We start from the raw sequence: 17291 nt of genomic DNA, 5'->3' as shown, positions 1-17291 counted from the left end.
AAGCCGTGCCTCCTTCAGCGTGCGCGGATGAACGTGAAGGACAACGACTGGCCGCCCCGCAGGAGCGCGAGCACCGCGGGGCTGCCCGGAACGCCCCATTCGCGCCGCCGCGCCTCGGCCGTGTCCAACACCACCGCCCCGTCGATGGAGCGCACCACGTCCCCCACCTGGAGCCCCGCGACGTTCGCGCCTTCGGCGATGTCACTGATGACGACATCCCGTCCCGTCATGCCGAAGCTCAGGCCCAGCCTCCCTGGCTCCACGCGCCGGATGCCCAGGCGCCAATCCCCCAGGTCCTGCGTCTTCCCCGCGGCGAGCGACACCCGCCGGTCCACCAGCTCCCGCCCCCGGCCCCACGCGGTGAGCCGGTACGCGCCCGGAGCCAGGTCCTTCAATTCAAAGCGTCCGTCCGCGCCCGTCGTGGGGGACATGATGCCGTCCGCGTCCACGTAGGCGCCTGAGAGTGGCTCGTTCGTGATCGCACTCACCAGCCGCCCGGACACGCCGCCACCCGCGTCCACAACCACTTCCACGGCGGCCTCCGCGCCCGACGCGAGCGTCACGTCCACCTTGCCCGCGCGCCCATCCTGCAGCGTGGCCACGACAGTGACATGCGTGGGGAAGAGGTCCTCCACATGGAAGGTATCGCCAGAGAACTGGCGCTCCACGCGGGAGAGGAAGTCGTCGTCGCCGCGCGCCGCGGTCACGGTCAGCGTGAAGCCCCTCACCTCGCGACCTCCGGCGGAGCGCACGGTGCCCCTCAAGCGGGCCGCGGGCTTCAGCTGGAGCGTGAGCGCCGTCTGGGACGCGGACACGCTCGCGGCCTCGCCCTGCCGTCCGCCATTCGTGGACCAGACGCGCCACGCGTCCGAGCCCAGGCCGTCCAAGGCCAGCACCGCCTGGCCGGAGGCGTCCGTCATCTCCTCCGCCTGGATGTCCGTGTGGCCCGCCTCCGTGGCCATCACCGTCGCGTGGACACTGGGCGCGCCGTTGGGCTCCAGCACCGTCACGCGGAGCGGCTTCCTGGGCTCGCCCACCACCAGGTCCACGTGGAGCCGGCCGCCCGACTCCAGCTCCACCACCTGCTGCTGGTCGCCGTTCTGGAAGCGCAGCGCGGACAGCCACGCGCTCAACTGGTAGCGCCCCGCGCCCACGCGCATCGACCACGTTCCATCCGGCTTCGCGGGCACGTCGACGGACTCGGAGGAGGGAGCCCCCACCCGGTGCGCGGTGACCGTCACCGCGCCGGACGGCCGCGCACCGTCCTCCTTGCGCACGGTGCCCTCCAGCACGCCTTCACCCACGAGCGTCAGCAGCGTCATGACCGTCTGTCCCGCCACCACGCGCACGGGCTGGCGCACCTCGTCCTCGCTGTCCGCGCGGCGCGCCGCGACGTACACGGTGCCCTCCGGCACGTCCTCCAGCGTGAAGCTCCCCTGCGCATCCGTCACCGAGGGCAGCGCGTCCGGCAGCGGCCTCCACTTGAGCTGGGCCACCACCGTCACGCCAGAGAGCGGCGCCTCCGCGCCATCCACCACCGTGCCTTCGATGCGCCCCGGAGCCGCGAGCTCCAGCACCAGTTCGAAGCGCTGCCCCGCGAGCACGCCCAACCCCGTGCGCGTGAGCGGCTGGAAGCCCGGAGCGCGCACCTGAAGGTCGTAGGCGCCCGGCGCGAGTCCGCCGACCTCGAAGCGTCCATCCGCCCCCGAACGTGCCTGGAGCAGGTCCGCCCGGTCGCCATGCGCGCGCACGCCCACCGTGGCCCCCGCGATGGCCTCGCCCGAGCCCTTGCGCCGCACCACGCCCACGAGCGACGCCGCGCCACCCAGGCGGATCCGCACGTCCTTCACCGTCATGCCCGGCCCTACGACGACAGCGCCTCCGGCCGCGCCGGTCTCCAATCCATGACGGGCCGTCACCTGGAACGACCCGGGCGGCACGTCCAGCGAGAAGCTCCCCGTGTCTCCGGCCTCCACCTCCACGGCGCCGTCCTCGCCCCAGGCGCTCACGCGCGCTCCCGGCGCGGGAGTTCCATCCGCGCGGGTGACGAAGCCCTCGATGAACGCGGATCCATCCAGTTCCACGCGCACGTCCGTCCCCGGCACGTGCACACGCGCGATGCGGCGGGGTGCGTGGCCCGGGGCTCGCGCCTCCAGTTGATACTCACCGCGCGCCAGCCCGTGGAAACCGAACGCGCCCCGTGCGTCGCTGAGTGCTTCGTGCCGCGCCTCGTCCGGCACCGACGCGCCCGTCTGGAGGAACACGGGAAGCGCGTCCTCGAAGCCGGTGTGCGGCGTCAGCGTCAGCGCCGCCATCGGCACTGGCGCGCCGCCCGCGCGTTCCACCGTCAGGCCCGTCAGCGACACACCGGGTTCCAGCACCAGCCGGACCGTGGACAGCGCTTCTCCCCGGGGACGCGTCACCTCCGCGCGCGCCAGCGCCAGTCCTTCCGCATGCGCGGTGACGAGATAGGGCCCCGGACGTGCGGGCAGCACCAGCGCTCCCGCCGCATCCGTCCGGCCCTGCCCCGCCACGCGCCACGACGACAGCCGTGAGCCCGGGGACGCCGGACCTCGCAGGTACAGCGACACCTCCGCGCCCGCGAGCGGCCCCGAGGCCGTGACGGTCTCCACGCGCAGCGCGCCGTCCGCGTCCCGCATGGGCTGTTCCACGGGCGCGGTCGCACCGCCCCCATTGCGCACCGGGGCCCGCGGCGGGCCGGGCGCGGGCCGCTCGGGGGACATCACCGCTTCATCGCGCACCTCCGCGGCGGGCGCGGAGGCGCGCATCCAGACGAAGACGCCGGCCAGCAGGAGCGCCAGCCCGGCCACCACGACGAACACCTTGCGAGACGACATGCACCCTCCGGGGGAGGTGGGGAGCCGCGCCCCAAGACACCTCACCCGGCCCCCCGGTTCCAAGGGGGCGTCTCGCGTTTTTCCGCCGCCACGCGGTGCTACAGGGGCAGGAACGCGATTCGCAGGCCCAGGGTGAACAGCGCGTGGAAGCCGTCATCCACGGGTGTGAGCCCCTGGTCGCGGGTGCCCACGCCGGTGATGTCCAGCGTCTGCGAACCGGTGCGAACCGTGTACTGGCCCACGGAAGCGGTGATGATGGGCCCCACCGCCAGGGCCCGCGTCACTCGCACGTCACCACCCAGCGTGAGGCGCGCGATGGTGGGCCCCCGGTCCGTGACGTGCGTGTCCACGTGCGTGGGGAGGAACACGCCCGGCGCGACCTGCACCTGCGTGTCTCCCTCCACGTGGCTCTTGAGGATCTCCAGGCCCACGCCCAGGCCAATCCACGGATCAAAGCTCCCGCCCGGCCGGATGTGGTAGCGGACCTCCGGCCCCACGCGCCACTGGTAGGTGCTGCAGTCGAAGCCCTCCGGGCATGACAGCTCGTTCGTCTTCGTCAGCACCGGCTCCCAGCTGCCCCACACGCCCAGGTAGAACCGCGGCGTCACCCGGAAGCCCAGCTCCGCGATGATGGGAAAGGAGATCTTCGCGGACTGGGTGATCTTCAGGTCCTCCAGGCCGCCGCCCGGGGCCTGGCCGTTCGTGTAGACGTAGCCCAGGCCGAAGCCCACGTTGCCGCTCACCGCGAACTGCGGCCCGATGCGCCCCTCGGGGTGGTGTCCGCCCGACTTCTGCGTCTCCTCCGAGCTCATCGTGGGGGTCGTGGTCGTCGTGGTCGTCGTGGACGTCTCCGACTCCGTCTGGGGTTCCGACGGGGGCTCCGGCTCCTGCGCCCCCGCCGACGTGGCGATTCCCAGCGCGGCGGCGAGTGACAGCGTCCAGCGGAACGGCGCATTCATCGAGGTCATCCGGTACATCCTCCGTGTTCGGGATGGATGCGGAAGGAAGCAAGCCGCGCGTGCCGATAGAAGCCACCCGCCTCCAGCGCGCGCCGCCATTCGACAGACAACCCCCATCTGCGATCAGTCGCGGACATCCACCCCACCCCCTGGGGAGGCAACCTGGCGGGGTGGATGGGAAGCGCGTGTGCGGGAGGACCCGGGAGAAGGGACGGGCGCCTCCACCGCGATCCTCAATCTAGCAAGTCGGCCCGAAAATCCAACGGGTTGACCCGGCGGTGGCCAGCGTTCACCTTGCCCGCTCCACGCACGCCCACGGGCGGAAAGGAAAGACATCATGGCCGGCCAGGAGCAGGAGCTGTCGCCCGAGGCGCTCGCGCTCATCGCCGAGGAAGAGGCCCTGCTGTCACGCGTCCAGCAGGCGCTGACGGAAGCGCGCCGTCAGGCCGCGGAACGCACGCTGGACACGCAGGGACTGATGGCCCAGCTGGCGGTGCTGCGCGACGACGCCACCACAGCGCACGCCGCGGACCTGCCGCACGTCTTCACCCAGATGAACGAGGTGCGCTCCATGCTGGAGCGGCAGGAGGCCATCCCACTGCCAGACGCGCACGCTCCGTACTTCGCGCACCTGCGCCTGTCCGGGCCCACGGGCGCGCGCGACTACCTGCTCGGCCGCACCAGCTTCGCCAACCTCTCCGCCGGCGTGCGCGTCATCGACTGGAGGTTCGCCCCCGTCGCCCGCGTCTTCTACAACTACGAGGAGGGCGACGCGTTCGAGGAGTACTTCGGAGACCGGCTCTCAGAAGGAGACGTGGAGGCGCGCCGGCTGGTCATCATCGAGAAGGGCGTCCTCACCCGCATCAGCACCGGCCCCTACCTGCTCCAGCGCGATTCACAGGGCCGCTGGCACTCGCGCGGCCGTGACGCGGCCTCCGTGCTCGCGGGCGGCAGCGGCACCGCCGCGCGTCCGGGCTTCCTGGGCGTGGGCCGGGGCGCAACACACGTGGAGGACGCCTTCGGCGTGACGGCGCTCCTGGACGCGGAGCAGTACGCCGCCGTCAGCACCGGCCCGGAGCAGCCGCTGCTGGTGCTGGGCAGCGCGGGCAGCGGCAAGACGACCGTGGCGCTGCACCGGCTGGCCAAGGTCATCTTCGACGACGCGAAGTCGTACCCGCAGGCGCGCACCAAGGTCGTCGTCCCGGAGGCCGGCCTGGCCCGGCTCACGCGTCGGCTGCTGGCGCCACTGGGCCTGGGCAAGGTGTCCGTGGAGACGCTGGAGGCCTGGTCGCTGGCTACCGCGCGCTCCGCCTTCAGCGTGCCGGGCATCAAGCTGTCACCGGAGACGCCCGCGCTCGTCTCGCGCTTCAAGCGCCACCCCGCCCTGCGCCGCGCGCTGGCCGACCGCGTGCCCGTGTTCAAGGGCAAGGCCCTGCCCCCCACGCTGGACCGGCTGCGCATCAAGCTGGCGGACGCGTACCTGGACCGCGCCTTCGTGGAGGCCGTGGTGGCGGACGCGAAGGGAGAACTGCCGCTCACCGTGGTGGCGGAGGTGCTGGAGCACACCCGGCAGCAGACGGCCACGCCGCTGTCGCGCCAGTACAAGGGCTTCGACGAGGACCGCCTCGTCACCGTGGACGGGCGCGCGATTGAAGCGGACACGCCGGCCGCGCTCGCGGGCACGGTGGACGCGGACGACCTGCCCGTCCTGATGTTCCTCAAGGCGCAGCGGGGCGCGCTGGGCGCGGAGCGGCTGGCGCACGTGGTGCTGGACGAGGCGGAGGACTTCTCCCTCTTCGAGCTCTTCGTCGTCAGCCAGCTGCTCGCGGACAGCCGCAGCTGCACGCTCGCCGGGGACGAGGTGCAACAGACGACGGCGGGCTTCGCCGGCTGGGACGCCGCCCTGGACGAGCTGGGCATCCGCGACGCCGCCACCTGCCGGCTCCAGGTGTCCTACCGCTGCCCGCGCCCGGTGGTGGAATTGGCGCAGCACGTGCTGGGCAAGCAGTCCCCGGCCACCGCCGCGAAGGCCGGCCGCGAGGGCGCGCCCGTGGGCTTCCACCACTTCCCCGACGAGGCCCAGGCCTGGCTGTTCCTGGGAGACGCCCTGCGCGACCTGGTGCTGCGCGAGCCGCACGCGTCGGTGGGCGTCATCGCCAGCAGCCGCGAGGCCGCCCAGTCCTTCCACCGCGTCATCCGGGAGATGCCCTGGGCGCGGCTGGTGCTGGAGGGCGACTTCTCCTTCGAGCCCGGCGTGGACGTGACGGACGTGGACAACGTGAAGGGTCTGGAGTTCGACTACGTCGTCCTGCCGGACGTCACCGCGCGCGCCTACCCCGCGGACGACGAGGCCCGCCGCAGGCTGCACGTCGCCGTCACCCGCTCCTCCCACCAGCTGTGGGTGGCCTCCTCCACCGTGCGCTCCCCGCTCATCCGCACCTTCCCCGGCGCGGACGAGTCGAATCAGGGCTGACGGCCGCCGCCCGCGCGCCACTCCTTCTGCCGCTGGGCGTGGGCCTCACGGCGCGACAGCGCCTCCGCCTCCTGGCGCGGAAGCTCCGCCAGGCGCGTGCGGTGCATGTTCACGCTCAGCTCCAACAGGCCCCGGTGCTCCGAGGGCAGCTTGTCGCCGTAGTCCTGCAGCATCGTGGTGGCGAAGGCGATGGCGTCCTCGGACACCTGGCGGCGGTGCTCGTAGTACTGGTGCACCTCCTCCTCCGAGGCCTCGTTGGACTGCACCTTGCCGAAGAGGCCGTTCCACTTCGCCTTCACGCCCTCGCGGCGGCGCAGCTCCTCCGGGTCCTTCGTGGGCGCGTCCAGTTCCCAGTACAGGTTGCCCGGCAGCTTCGCGCGCATCGCCTCCAGGTCCACCGGATAAGGGCCGGACTCCGCGTCCGGCGCCGCCTGCACCTGGGCCGTCGCCGCGCCCACCAGGTCCAGCCCGCCGTCCTTCGCGCGAGGCACCGCCGGCGTGGACGCGAACACGGGCGGCGGCGCGGGGGCCTGCGTCACGGGCGCGGGCGCCGCTACCGGCGCGGCGTCCTCCGGAGCCTGCCCGCCAAAGACAAGCCACGCCCCCACCGCCAGGGCCAGGACTCCCGCCGTGCCCAGAGGCAGCTTCCATCGCGCGTGCGTGCTCATGCCCAAGGCCATACCCCGCCCCCCGCAGCCGCCGCAACCCGTGTCATGACCTGCCAGCAACGCACCGCGCAATTGATACAATTAAGACATGACCCCATGCGTCAATTCTCAAATCCTGACTGACGCGCAACGACAATCCCAATCGTTTCGGATGGAATGCTGCACCCAACATGGAATTCACTATTTTCACCGCAAGCGAAGTTTCCCCGCTTACGACTGATAAACAAAGACGTATCATCCCCGGCCGCAACCCTATTCACTCCCCCTTTGGAGGAAGCCGCATGAGAAGTTTTCTCTGGATGAGCCTTCTGGCCCTCTCCGCCCCCGTGGGCGCCGCGCATGCCGAAGTGCTGGTCGAAGGCATCGTCGACGTGCTGGTGGACGGCGGCAACAACTACGCCTGGCAGAAGGTCACGCTGCCCGGCACCAAGTGTGGCAACGGCTCGCAGTACAAGTTCTTCGTGCACAAGACGAACTCGCCCAACCTGCTGTTCATGATGGAGGGTGGCGGCGCGTGCTGGGACTACGATTCCTGTAGCGGCCGTACGGGCATCCTGGGCGCGGCGAACCCCAACGGCATCTCCGACGACTACATGACGCAGTTCACGGCCAAGTACGTGTCCCCCATCGTCAACGGGGCGGACCCGGGCCTGCCCTTCCGTGACCGCAAGGACATCGTCACGAAGGACTGGAACATCGTCTACATGCCGTACTGCACGGGCGACGTGCACATCGGCAACAACACCAAGGTCTACACGGACACGACGGGCGGACAGGCGCCGCTGACCTGGTCGCACTCCGGCTACACCAACACGATGGCGGCGGCGAACTACGCCAAGCAGAACTTCCCCAACGTGCAGAAGCTGCTGGTGACGGGCTACAGCGCGGGTGGCACGTCCACCTCCGCCGGCTACTACTTCATCCGCAAGGCCATCAACCCGGCCAAGGGGTACATGATCAACGACTCCGGCCCCATCTTCATGGCGCCGAACGCGAACTCCCTGTCGCGCCCGCTGCACGACAAGATCCGCTCGTCGTGGAACCTGGACTCGGTGTTCAGCCAGCTGCCGGCCAGCTTCAGCATCAGCGACATGGGCTCCATCAACAAGATGGTCGCCACCGAGTTCCCGAACGATCAGCTCGCGTACACGGGCTACACGATGGACTACAACTACTCGCGCTATTCGTATGAGCGCTTCAAGACGCCCAACGACGAGGCGTCTGTCCACGCGTACTGGAAGACGGACCAGGATGCGTTCGTGAACGAGCTGAACAAGTACAACAACTTCAGCTATTTCATCCCGCACCACCGCGCCATCAACGCCAGCCACTGCAGCACCATCATCACCTTCGTGGGCGCGCACGCCTGCCAGCGCATGGAGAAGAAGTACTGGTACGAGTACGTCAACAGCCCCTGGCAGTCCTGGGCCTGCCACAGCGAGATGGTCCCCATGGACGTCTTCCTGTCGCGCTTCATCAACAGCAACCAGCGCGTCCGCATCTACGAGCCGGCCAACAACTACAACAACGAGGACGCGGGCATGAGCATCCTCGCGCCCCTCATCAACGGCGCGCTCGGCGGGTAGTCCCCACCGTCACTCGCTGAAATGAAAACGGGAGCGGGCCCCAAAGGTCCGCTCCCGTTGTCTTTTCCGGGGCCGTGCAGGCCGCCCGGAGGCGTCAGGTGAGGTTGAGCGTGCCCACGTAGTCCTCGTGGCCGAAGCGGTCCACGTTCACGCCGAAGGCCTGGGCAATGGTGGTGAGCAGCTTGTTGTGCTCCACCGCGCCCACCAGCGGCTTGCCCGGGCCAGCCCAGTCGCCCAGCGGGTCCTTCCCGGGGCGAAGGGACAGCATGCGGCCCATGCGGAACTTCCCGCCCGCGCCGCCCGCCAGCACCGTGGGGATGGACACGTTCATGTGGCCGGCCGCGTCGCCCAGCTCGTTCCCCCACAGGATGACGGTGTTGTCGAGCACCGTGCCGCTGCCCTCCGGGATGGACTTGAGCGTGTCCATCAACCGCGCCACCTGTTCGGCGTACCACCGCTGCACCGCCACCATGCGCAGGCGGATTTCGGTGCGCGCCGGCTCGGACTGGGTGTCCGTGCGGTGGGCGATGTCGTTGTGGATGTCCTCGTCGATGCCAATCCACGGCATGGACGGCCCGGGGATGGTCATGGTCACCACGCGCGTCAAATCACACGCGAACGCACGGGCAATGAGGTCCATGTGCAGCTCGGTGAGGGCGGGCATGTTGTTGATTTCGCCCAGGTCGTTCACCGCGCCGGAAGGCGCCGCCGGCTTCGAGCAGCTGAGCGCGCCGGAGCTGGTGAGCCGCCGCTCGATGTCGCGCAGCGCCGCCAGGTGCGTGTCCAGCTTGGTGCCTTCCGCGGTCGCCAGCCGCGACTTCAGCCGGGTGGCGTCCTTGATGAGGTAGTCCAGCAGGCTCTTGCGCTTGGTCAGCATGGCCTGCGCCTCCGCCTCGGAGCCGCCCATGCTGGCGAAGAGTCGCTTGTAGACGTTGGCGGGGTTCAGCTCGAACGGCACGCGCGAGCCGTTCTCCGTGAAGGAGATGCTGTTGTAGACGTGCTGGGCGCCGAACTGCTCGAAGGCGTGCAGCTGCAGCGAGCGGAACTGCGTGGAGCCGCCCACCGCGTTGCCAATCACCTGGTCCAGGGACGCGTTGTTGGGCAGCTCGTCACCGCTGGACACCTCCACCTGGCTGCCGGTGAGGAAGGTGACGGGGCCGCCCTCGTGGCCGGTGCGGCCGTGCTCGTAGAGGACGCGGTAGTCCAGGCCGTCCAGCACCAGGAGCTTGTCCCGGTGGCGCTGGAGCGGCTGGAGGACGGAGTTCTCGAAGTCGATGTTGAAGCTGGTGTCATTGCCCTTGGGCACCCAGTACTCCGGCAGGAGGCCGTGGGGGGTGAACAGGGCGATGAAGCGCAGGGGGGCGGCGTCCGCCGCTTCGGCCACGGAGCTGGTGAGCAGGTGCGCGAAGGGCGCCGCCATGGCCGTGCCGGACAGGAGCTTCAGGATGCTGCGTCGGGAGAAGTCGCGGGGCATGGAAGTCAAAGCTCAACGGGTGGGCAGACGCCGCTGGGTGAAGGAAGACGAACGCACCAGGCTGACCAGCACTTCGGTGATTTTCAGGCGGTCCGTGCGGTAGGGGCCCGTGCGCATGGCGGCGAGCAGCTCCGTGTCCGAGGCGTGCTCGTCACGCCCCATGGCGTAGCGCACGAACTGCAGTGGCACGCAGTTGGCCAGCTCCTCGCTCGTCGTCAGGTAGCGCGCCAGCTGCGCGCCACCGGTGAAGTCGCCCAGGTTGGTGGTGCCGTCCCTGGCGATCACGGCGCCGCTGGCGTCCACCTTGCGGCCGTTCTCCTCCGTGCGGTGCTGGCCCAGGCCGTCGAAGTCCTCCATGCCGAAGCCCATGGGGTCGATGGTCTTGTGGCAGCTGGCGCACGCGGGGTTGTTGGTGTGCGCCGCGAAGCGCTCGCGGGTGGTGGCGTCCTCCGACAGGGCCGGGGGAATGGTGGACACGTTGGCCGGCGGCGCGGGCACCGTGCGGCACAACATGCGCGTGAGCACGAACTTGCCGCGCTTGATGGGCGAGGACGAGTCGAAGTGGGCGTACGTGGACATCACGCCCGCCTGCGTGAGGATGCCCAGGCGCTCCGGCGGCAGCGTCACGCGGCCCAGGCCCGTGTCGCCATCCACGTTGGTGCGCTCCAGCTCGCCGTAGAAGTTCGCCAGCGTCTCGTCCACGAACGAGTAGTTGGCGCTCAGCAGCTCCTCCACGGAGCCCGAGTGCTCCTTCACGATGAAGTCGATGAACGCGTCGCGCTCGCGGACCATGGAGTCGCGGAAGTCCACGCTGTAGTCCGGGTACACGAGGTTGTTCTTGTTGACCTTGGCCAGGCCGCCCAGCCCCAGCCACTCCACGAAGAACTGGCGCAGCTTCACCTGCGCGGCCTCCGTCTTGAGCAGGCGGCGCGCCTGGGTCTCGCGCTCGTCCGCCGAGGACAGCGTGCCGGCCTTGGCGGAGGCGAGCAGCGTGGCGTCCGGCGGTCCACCGGTCACCATGAAGGACAGCTCGGAGGCGACCTCGTAGGCGGTCAGCTCCACCACCTGGCCCTTGCGGGCGGTCTCCGGCCCCAGCTCCGTGCGGTACAGGAACGACGAGGAGGAGAAGAGCGCCTGGAGCACCAGCTCCGCGCCCGTCGCCATGGTGCCGCCCTTCTTGCCCTCGTTGAAGAGGGCCAGCAGGTCCGTCTCCTCGTCCGCCGTCACCGGCCGACGGAAGGCGCGCTCACCCACGCGCTGGATGAAGGAGCGCGCGCACTCGTCCTGCGTCTTGCCCTTGGGGCACGCGTAGAGGTCACTCAGTTGTGACTTGCCCTGCTCCGCCAGCGTCACCGCGGCGGTGTCGAGCTGATCCGCCAGGAGCGACGTCACCTGGAGACGCTCGTGGGTGGAGAAGCCGAGGATGGTGTCCTCGGCCGCGAAGCCCTGGGCGATGTCGACTTCGGTGCCCAGCACCACGGAGGCGGACTTGTTGTACTCGTCGCGCGTCAGCCGGCGCACCCGAGCGGGCGCCGCCGCGCTTTCAGGCTCCGCGTCCTGCCCACCGATGTTGCCGGTGCAGGCGGAGGCGGACAGCACGAGAGCGGAGGATAGGTAGAAACGACGCAATGGCATGATGTCTGGCATTCCTCGCATCCGCGCGGCCTGAGGCACCGGCGCACAGGCGACCCGCATTGTACTGGTTGCTCCCCACGCGGACACGGGGGAATTCATTTCCGAGCGTTTCCAAGCTTCCCCGAGGAAGAAGCCACCCTCACGGAGCAGGAAGTGCGAACGCACCTGTCAGGTGCGCACACGGTGCGTGCACGACTCAGGGAGGAACTTCCTCACCTCGCGCCTTCCACCAGGTCTCCCCGTAGCTGATGAAGATCTGCTCACCAGGGTGGATGTCCCGCAGTGCGTGATAACGGAACACATCGCGATCTTCCCCGCGGCTATAGGACGCGTTGGGTTCGCTCGCGTGATTGTAGATCATCCCGTAGCCCATCACGAGCGCGACCCAGTCACCCTCGCGGGGCTCTTCGTTGCGGTGCCAGCGAATCTCGAAAACATAGTCGTCGAGCGGTTCACCCCGGAACTGCTGCTGCGGGACCTTGAGGTAGTGGCACTCCTCGATGAGTTCTCCCGCGGCGATGAAGGTGTCCGTGAAGACGCCCATGCCCCACTCACACGGCCGCACCTTCACGCCGGGGTAGAGGAACAGCGCAGGGCCCAGGTTCATGAGTGCATCGCTCTCGCTTCCGGTGGCGTCCACGCGGAAGCGAACCATCGCGCAAGACGGGCGGCCACGGGAAGCGGCGGCGAGGGCGTGAGGCCTTCCGTGACTTCCGGTGAAGTCAGCCTGCCTGCCCCCCGGGCACGGGGCGGCGGCGGAAGGTGTGGCGCAACAGATACAGGCCAGGAAGCAGGGGCAGCCAGAGCGTGAAGCCGCGCAGGAGCAGGGTGCCCGCGAGCGCCGCCTCCACCGGGACGCCGAAGAGGTTGAGCATGCCCACGGACGCGGCCTCGTAGGTGCCCACGCCGCCGGGGATGATGGACACCGTCTCCGCCATGGAGGCCACCATGAAGCTGACGAACACGGTGCTCAGGGGGACCTCCTGCCCCAGTGCGCGGAGCATGGCGCCCAGAGTGGCCGCGTCCAGCACGTAGACGCCCAGTTGCAGGAGGACGCCGCGCGCGAGCAGGCCGGGGTTGAGCAGCATGCCGGGCGGCACCTCCGCGATGGCCTTGAGCAGGGTGCCCAGGGACGGGATGCGCCGGGCGAAGCGGCCCGGCGTCCACTCGCGGTGCCGCGTGGCCCAGAGGATGCCCAGCGGGATGATCAACGCCACCACGCCGAAGCCGGTGACGAGCCATTGGATCCAGTCGTTCAGCTCGGATTTGCGCCAGAGGAAGTAGAGGCTCACGCCCACGCCCAGCGCCTGCGCGATGTAGAAGCACAGCACCGTGAGCAGCACCGCGCCCGCGGCGATGCCGGGGTTCGCGCCTTCACGGCGCAGCCCGCGGCCCACGAGCAGCGACCCGCCCACGCCGCCGGTGGGAATCACCTGGTCGAACGCGAGCTTCATCAGCGACAGCCGCGCCAGCGACCAGAGCGAGGTCTTGATGCGCGCGCGGTGCAGGACCATCCACCAGATGCCCGCCACGCACAGGTACGTGCCCACCTGGCACGCGGCGGCCACCAGCAGCCACGCGGGCCGGGCCTGCCGCAGAAGCTCCAGGAACTGCCTCTCCTCGTTGTGCCGCGAGAGGATGAACGCCAGGAGCCCCGCGAGCACCAACACCCCTGGAATCCACCAACCGCGCCGGCGCTTCGCTGGCACCTCCAGCGGCTCTTCCAGGGTGGGAATGGGTTCGGCGCGAGTGCCCTGCATGCGTCTCCTTCCTGGGAATGGGATGGCTTCGGAAAGGATGCGCTTCCCGGCCCCATGGGGCAGGTCCTGAAGCATGGCGGCCCGCCTGCCCTCCGTGCGAGGAGACAGGCGCCGTGCTGCCTGTTCGCGAGGGCGGTCTGGTAGAAGCCCGCGCATGTCCGACGACATCCTCGTGCTGGCGTACGCCGGCTGTGACACCTGCAGGAAGGCGCTGAAGTGGTTGGAGGCGCGGGGCGTGCCCCACCGCACGCGCGCCATCGTGGACCAGCCGCCCACCGTGGCGGAGCTGCGCCAGTGGATTCCCAGGAGCGGCGTGTCCGTGCGCAAGTGGCTCAACACCAGCGGCCAGAGCTACCGCGCGCTCGGCAAGGAGAAGGTGGACGCGGCCTCCGACGCGGAGCTGGTGGAGTGGCTGGCGAAGGACGGGAAGCTGGTGAAGCGGCCCGTGCTCGTCACGAAGGAGTCCGTCACGGTGGGCTTCAAGCCGGAGACCTACGAGGCGCTCTTCCCCCTTCACGCGTCTTGAGGGCGGGCGGGCGGACGAGCCCCCGTCCGACCGTCGTCGCGTGCGGAGGCGGTTGCCACGTTGAGTGGGCATGGAAATCGGATCCAGACGCCCGTTGGGGGAGATCCTCCTGGAGCTGGGAGTGGTCGACAAAGGCCAGCTCCGGTTAGGGCTGGTGCACCACCACGAGGTCCATGTCCCCCTGGGCCGCGCCCTGGTGAGCGAGGGCGTGTGCTCGGAGGCGGACGTGCTGCGTGGGCTGGCCCTCCAGTTCGACGTGGAGGCCGTGGACCTGGACCGGCATCCGCTCGACCGTTCCCTGACGAACCTGGTGCCCTCGCGCATCGCCCGGCAGTACGGCGTCGTGCCGCTGTGGCTGGAGACGCGCGAGGACAAGGAGGTCCTGCACCTGGCCGTGCCCGCGCCGCTGTCGCTGGACGCGGTGGATGACGTGCGGGCCGTGTCCGGCAAGGCGCGCGTGGAGCCGCACCTGGCCTCCGACAGCGCCCTGTCCCGCGCGCTCAGCGCCCTGTATGGCATCCGGGAGACGGCGGGGGCCGCGCAGGAGCCGCCCCGTCCCGCCGTGCCCAGCCCGCCGCTGATGCTCTACGGCTGGCCGCCCGTCACCGCGGTGCTCATCTCCCGCACGCTGGCGCGCAACGGCATCCCGTCGCGCGTCGCCACGCCGCTGGAGGTGCTGCACACGCGCGACAACGACGTGGTGCTCGCTCCCCTCCAGGCCATGGAGGGGCTGCTCGCGGGCGAGGTCCACATCGAGGGCTCGCTCATCGTCCACGGAACGTCGGACGACGAGGGCTTCGAGCGGGCGCGGAAGCTGGAGGCGCGCGGCTTCCTGGCCAACCCGCGCGACGAGGAGTTGCTCCTGCGCGCCGTGCGCAGGCTGCGTCCCGACGCGGGCAGCGAGAGTTCCTGGCCGCGCCACTCCTGAAGCGGGGAAGCCGCTACGGCGTCGTCGGAGCTTCCTGAGCCGTCGGGGCCAGGGCCTGCATCGCGGGCTTCGCCGAAGCGCCAGCGGGGCGCGTGGTGTGCTTCTCTTCGGGCTCCAGGTGCTCCAGGCCCAGCACGCCCAGCACCTCCGGGTACACCTTGTTCGCGAAGTAGCGCCCGCCGGCCACGGTGAAGTGCACGCCGTCCGTCATGCGCAGGCGCATGGGCTTGCGGAAGCCATCCACTCGGGCCTGCTTCAACGCCTTGCCGCGCGCGTCGGTGAAGTAGGGCCGCGTGTCCAGGTGCACGGCGTCCCCGCGCGCGGCGATGACCTCCCGCTGCAGGTCGCGGATCACCGTGAGCTTCTGCTCGAAGCGCTGGCGGCTCGTGGCGGGCAGCTCCAGCCACACAATCTTGCGGTTCGGCGCGGAGATGGCCGTGACGAAGTCCGTCAGCCGCTGGCGGTATTCGCCCTGCCAGTCCGGCTTGCCCCAGGCCACGGTGGCGCGCCCCTGCCGCGTGTGCAGGGCCTGCCCGTCATTGCCGCCCAGGATGACCACCACGACGTCCGGCTGGTGCTGCTGCACCTCCTGCTGGCCGACCTCCAGCCAGTCAAAGAAGTCCGGGCGCGCCAGGCCCGTGGACGACTTCGCGCGGCGCTCGCAGCGGATGCGAGGGTGCGCGGCGAGCTGGTTCTGGAGGTACTCCCCGAAGCCCGTGGCGATGAGGCTGTCACCCAACAGCAACACGGTGCGGCGGGGCACGGGCGCCGGAGCGGCGGCCTGGGCCGGAGCGGTGGGCAGCACGGGCGAGGCGGTCAGCCCGGGGGCGGATTCCGCGGAGGCCTGCGCCGCCGTGGACAGGAACGCCAGGAAGAGGAGCGCGCGAAGAGGACGGGTCGACATCGGCGGAGGCGAAACTACTTCCCGCGACCGCATCCGTACACCCCCCCGCCAGGCGGGTGGATCCGTCGAACCGCGTGTGGGTTGTCAAGGCCGCGCGCGGCGTCAGGCCACGGAGCCTGCGTCCGCCCCGAGCCCCCGGGCCGTCAGCACCGCGAGCCCCGCGGGCGCGAGCGCCTGGAGCCATGGCGTGAGCAGCCGCGCGCACTCCTCCGGGTGTGAGAAATAGGGAACGTGTCCCGCGCCGCGCAGCAAGTGCCGGGGTGTGCCCTCCGGCAGCGACGCGGCCAGCCGCTCCAACGAAGACGGCGGCACCAGCACGTCGCGGTCCCCCTGGATGCACAGACACGACACGTTCAGCGGGCGCAGGTCCGGCGGCGGAGGCTCCGTATGGATGGAGAACGCGCGCCGCAGCGTCGTCAGCTGCTCCAGCAGCGTGGTGGGCACCACGTCCGCCACCTGATGGGAGGCCACCGGGCGCCACGCCGCCAGCGACGCAGCGACGCGCCCGGGACGTCCCAGCACCGCGATGGGTCCCATCATCGAGATGAGCCTTCCGCGAGGCCCCACGTGCGAGGTGCGTGTGAACGCACCCAGAAAGGCAACGCCGCGAGTCGCGCCACCCGCGGCCAGGTGCGCCGCCACCATGCCGCCAAAGGAGCTGGCCACCACCGCGTCCACCTTGCCCGTGACGCGCAGCACCTGCTCCGCCAGGGCCCTCGCGCCACACGCCGCATGCTCGCCTTCCGGGTACTCGACCATGACGGGACGCGCCACGTCCGTCAGCCGCAGGGCGAGCTCACGAAAGCCTGATCCACGCGCGCCCAGCCCGGGCAACAAGAGGACGCGAGGACCCTCGTCATTCCCTGCCATGTCCGTCAGTTCCACCGTGCGACGCATGTCTCTCGCTTTCCTTGAAACGCGCCGGAGCAAACAACGCAGGCCCCCTGGGTCTGCCCCATCCCACCGGGTGGCCCGCACGACCCACGACCTGGGGGAAATGCTCCCGGTCCCTCGCTTGCCAGGACGGAGAGTGATACATGATTCATCCCACCACCCTTTTCCACCGACACGATTCACGGTGTCCGGAAGCCAAGGATTTTCGCGGTCGGCGTTCTGACAGCGTGGGGGCGAAGGGTTAAGAATGGTCACTGTGAATCTGCATGCCTTCGGGGAGTTTGTTCGCAAGCATCGTCCGGCCCTGGAGGTTCGGGCCACGAGGCTTTGCGCTGGGAGTGTGGTCGACTCCACGGAGCTGGTCGGCGAGACGTTGGAGCGCGCCCTGTCCGTGTTCGAGCGGCTTCAGGACCAGGACACCGCCGCCGTGGCGCAGTGGCTGGATGGCGCCATGAGCCGCTGCTTCTCGCGGATGGGCGGACAGCTGCCGGACGCGCGCGCCGCGGCGCCGGACCTTCAGCAGACGTTCGACCTGCTGCGTGCGCGCTTCCGTGAGGTTTACGCGCAGCCGGCGTTCGGCAAGAGCGCGGGCGTGCCCGGCGGCTGGCGGATGTAACAAGTCCCGC

General features: G+C 70.1%; 14 protein-coding genes. 5 read left to right on the top strand and 9 right to left on the bottom strand.

All coding sequences use genetic code 11. The features are described 5' to 3' along the window. Positions 1–14: 14 nt before the first annotated feature. Both D7Y04_RS10320 and D7Y04_RS10315 read right to left on the bottom strand, forming a co-directional pair. Positions 15–2858 carry a carboxypeptidase regulatory-like domain-containing protein gene (locus D7Y04_RS10320; protein WP_121759090.1) on the bottom strand — a complete coding sequence of 948 codons (2844 nt, stop codon included), beginning with the start codon at positions 2856–2858 and terminating at the stop codon, positions 15–17. A gap of 98 nt (positions 2859–2956) precedes the next feature. Continuing rightward, positions 2957–3826: a hypothetical protein gene (locus D7Y04_RS10315; protein ID WP_158620641.1), complete on the bottom strand. Its 870-nt coding sequence runs from the start codon at positions 3824–3826 to the stop codon at positions 2957–2959. A 328-nt stretch (positions 3827–4154) separates the two neighbouring features. On the opposite strand from D7Y04_RS10315, the gene D7Y04_RS10310 reads away from it, so the two are divergent. Further along, entirely contained in the window at positions 4155–6290 is a 2136-nt protein-coding gene (locus tag D7Y04_RS10310) for an ATP-binding domain-containing protein (RefSeq protein ID WP_121759089.1), read from the top strand. Here D7Y04_RS10310 and D7Y04_RS10305 read toward each other — a convergent pair. Continuing rightward, entirely contained in the window at positions 6281–6958 is a 678-nt protein-coding gene (locus D7Y04_RS10305; protein WP_121759334.1) for a hypothetical protein, read from the bottom strand. The genes D7Y04_RS10310 and D7Y04_RS10305 overlap by 10 nt on opposite strands. A 281-nt stretch (positions 6959–7239) precedes the next feature. Between D7Y04_RS10305 and D7Y04_RS10300 the strand changes: the two genes are divergently transcribed. After that, a complete protein-coding gene (locus D7Y04_RS10300) occupies positions 7240–8544 on the top strand; it encodes a pectin acetylesterase-family hydrolase (protein ID WP_120595624.1) in 1305 nt (434 codons plus the stop codon). Positions 8545–8638: 94 nt separating this feature from the next. On the opposite strand, the gene D7Y04_RS10295 is transcribed toward D7Y04_RS10300, so the two are convergent. From D7Y04_RS10295 to D7Y04_RS10280, 4 genes are all read right to left on the bottom strand, one after another. After that, positions 8639–10018: a DUF1552 domain-containing protein gene (locus D7Y04_RS10295; RefSeq protein ID WP_120595625.1), complete on the bottom strand. Its 1380-nt coding sequence runs from the start codon at positions 10016–10018 to the stop codon at positions 8639–8641. A gap of 12 nt (positions 10019–10030) precedes the next feature. Next, a complete protein-coding gene (locus tag D7Y04_RS10290; RefSeq protein WP_233601343.1) occupies positions 10031–11653 on the bottom strand; it encodes a DUF1592 domain-containing protein in 1623 nt (540 codons plus the stop codon). Positions 11654–11849: 196 nt separating this feature from the next. Next, positions 11850–12260, bottom strand: coding sequence for an SET domain-containing protein-lysine N-methyltransferase (locus D7Y04_RS10285; protein WP_120595627.1), 411 nt, complete (start codon positions 12258–12260; stop codon positions 11850–11852). 115 nt (positions 12261–12375) lie between these two features. After that, entirely contained in the window at positions 12376–13413 is a 1038-nt protein-coding gene (locus tag D7Y04_RS10280; RefSeq protein WP_120595628.1) for a lysylphosphatidylglycerol synthase transmembrane domain-containing protein, read from the bottom strand. Positions 13414–13567: 154 nt separating this feature from the next. Between D7Y04_RS10280 and D7Y04_RS10275 the strand changes: the two genes are divergently transcribed. Both D7Y04_RS10275 and D7Y04_RS10270 read left to right on the top strand, forming a co-directional pair. After that, positions 13568–13939, top strand: a complete 372-nt coding sequence (locus D7Y04_RS10275; protein ID WP_121759087.1) for a Spx/MgsR family RNA polymerase-binding regulatory protein — start codon at positions 13568–13570, stop codon at positions 13937–13939. Positions 13940–14009: 70 nt separating this feature from the next. Next, entirely contained in the window at positions 14010–14867 is an 858-nt protein-coding gene (locus D7Y04_RS10270; protein WP_120595630.1) for a general secretion pathway protein GspE, read from the top strand. A 13-nt stretch (positions 14868–14880) separates the two neighbouring features. On the opposite strand, the gene D7Y04_RS10265 is transcribed toward D7Y04_RS10270, so the two are convergent. Together D7Y04_RS10265 and D7Y04_RS10260 are read right to left on the bottom strand one after the other, a co-directional pair. Next, the gene (locus tag D7Y04_RS10265) at positions 14881–15771 is read right to left on the bottom strand and encodes a DUF459 domain-containing protein (RefSeq protein ID WP_121759086.1); all 891 of its coding nucleotides are present in this window, start codon (positions 15769–15771) and stop codon (positions 14881–14883) included. A 102-nt stretch (positions 15772–15873) separates the two neighbouring features. Continuing rightward, a complete protein-coding gene (locus D7Y04_RS10260; RefSeq protein WP_120595632.1) occupies positions 15874–16668 on the bottom strand; it encodes an alpha/beta fold hydrolase in 795 nt (264 codons plus the stop codon). 337 nt (positions 16669–17005) lie between these two features. Here D7Y04_RS10260 and D7Y04_RS10255 point away from each other — a divergent pair, with 337 nt between their 5' ends. Beyond that, positions 17006–17281, top strand: coding sequence for a hypothetical protein (locus D7Y04_RS10255; protein WP_120595633.1), 276 nt, complete (start codon positions 17006–17008; stop codon positions 17279–17281). The last annotated feature ends 10 nt before the right edge of the window (positions 17282–17291 follow it).

Source organism: Corallococcus sp. AB038B, assembly GCF_003668955.1.
GTDB lineage: Bacteria > Myxococcota > Myxococcia > Myxococcales > Myxococcaceae > Corallococcus > Corallococcus exiguus.
This window is presented reverse-complemented; position numbering and strand designations above follow the sequence as displayed.